Genomic DNA, 452 nt, shown 5'->3' with positions numbered 1-452 from the left:
CAATCACTCGATATCATTGTCACACCCACCGTTTCACTGTTAATCACCGGAATCGTAACGTATGTCGTATTCATGCCTTTAGGCGGATTCATTTCTGACGCCATTACATCCGGTCTTCTGTCCATCCTGGACATCGGCGGCATCGCTGCGGGCTTTATTCTGGGCGCAACCTTCCTTCCTCTCGTCGTAACCGGATTGCATCAAGGCTTGACGCCTGTGCACATGGAACTGATCAACTCAATTGGCAATGATCCTCTGCTCCCTATTTTGGCCATGGGAGGTGCAGGACAGGTAGGCGCGGCCTTTGCCGTTTTCATGAAAACGAAAAAAACAACACTGAGAAAAGCAATCGCCGGCGGGCTTCCGTCAGGCCTGCTCGGCATTGGTGAACCGCTCATTTTCGGAGTCACGCTGCCGCTTGGCCGTCCGTTTTTAACGGCATGCTTAGGTGC

The 452-nt window shown here is 52.4% G+C and carries 1 protein-coding gene; it reads left to right on the top strand.

Features of this window, described 5'->3' with window-relative positions:
• On the top strand, positions 1 to 452 hold a 452-nt coding region (locus RVS70_RS22380; RefSeq protein ID WP_321134908.1), incomplete at both ends, for a PTS transporter subunit EIIC.

Source organism: Virgibacillus sp. M23, from assembly GCF_034190895.1.
Classification (GTDB): domain Bacteria; phylum Bacillota; class Bacilli; order Bacillales; family Amphibacillaceae; genus Virgibacillus; species Virgibacillus salarius.
This window is presented reverse-complemented; position numbering and strand designations above follow the sequence as displayed.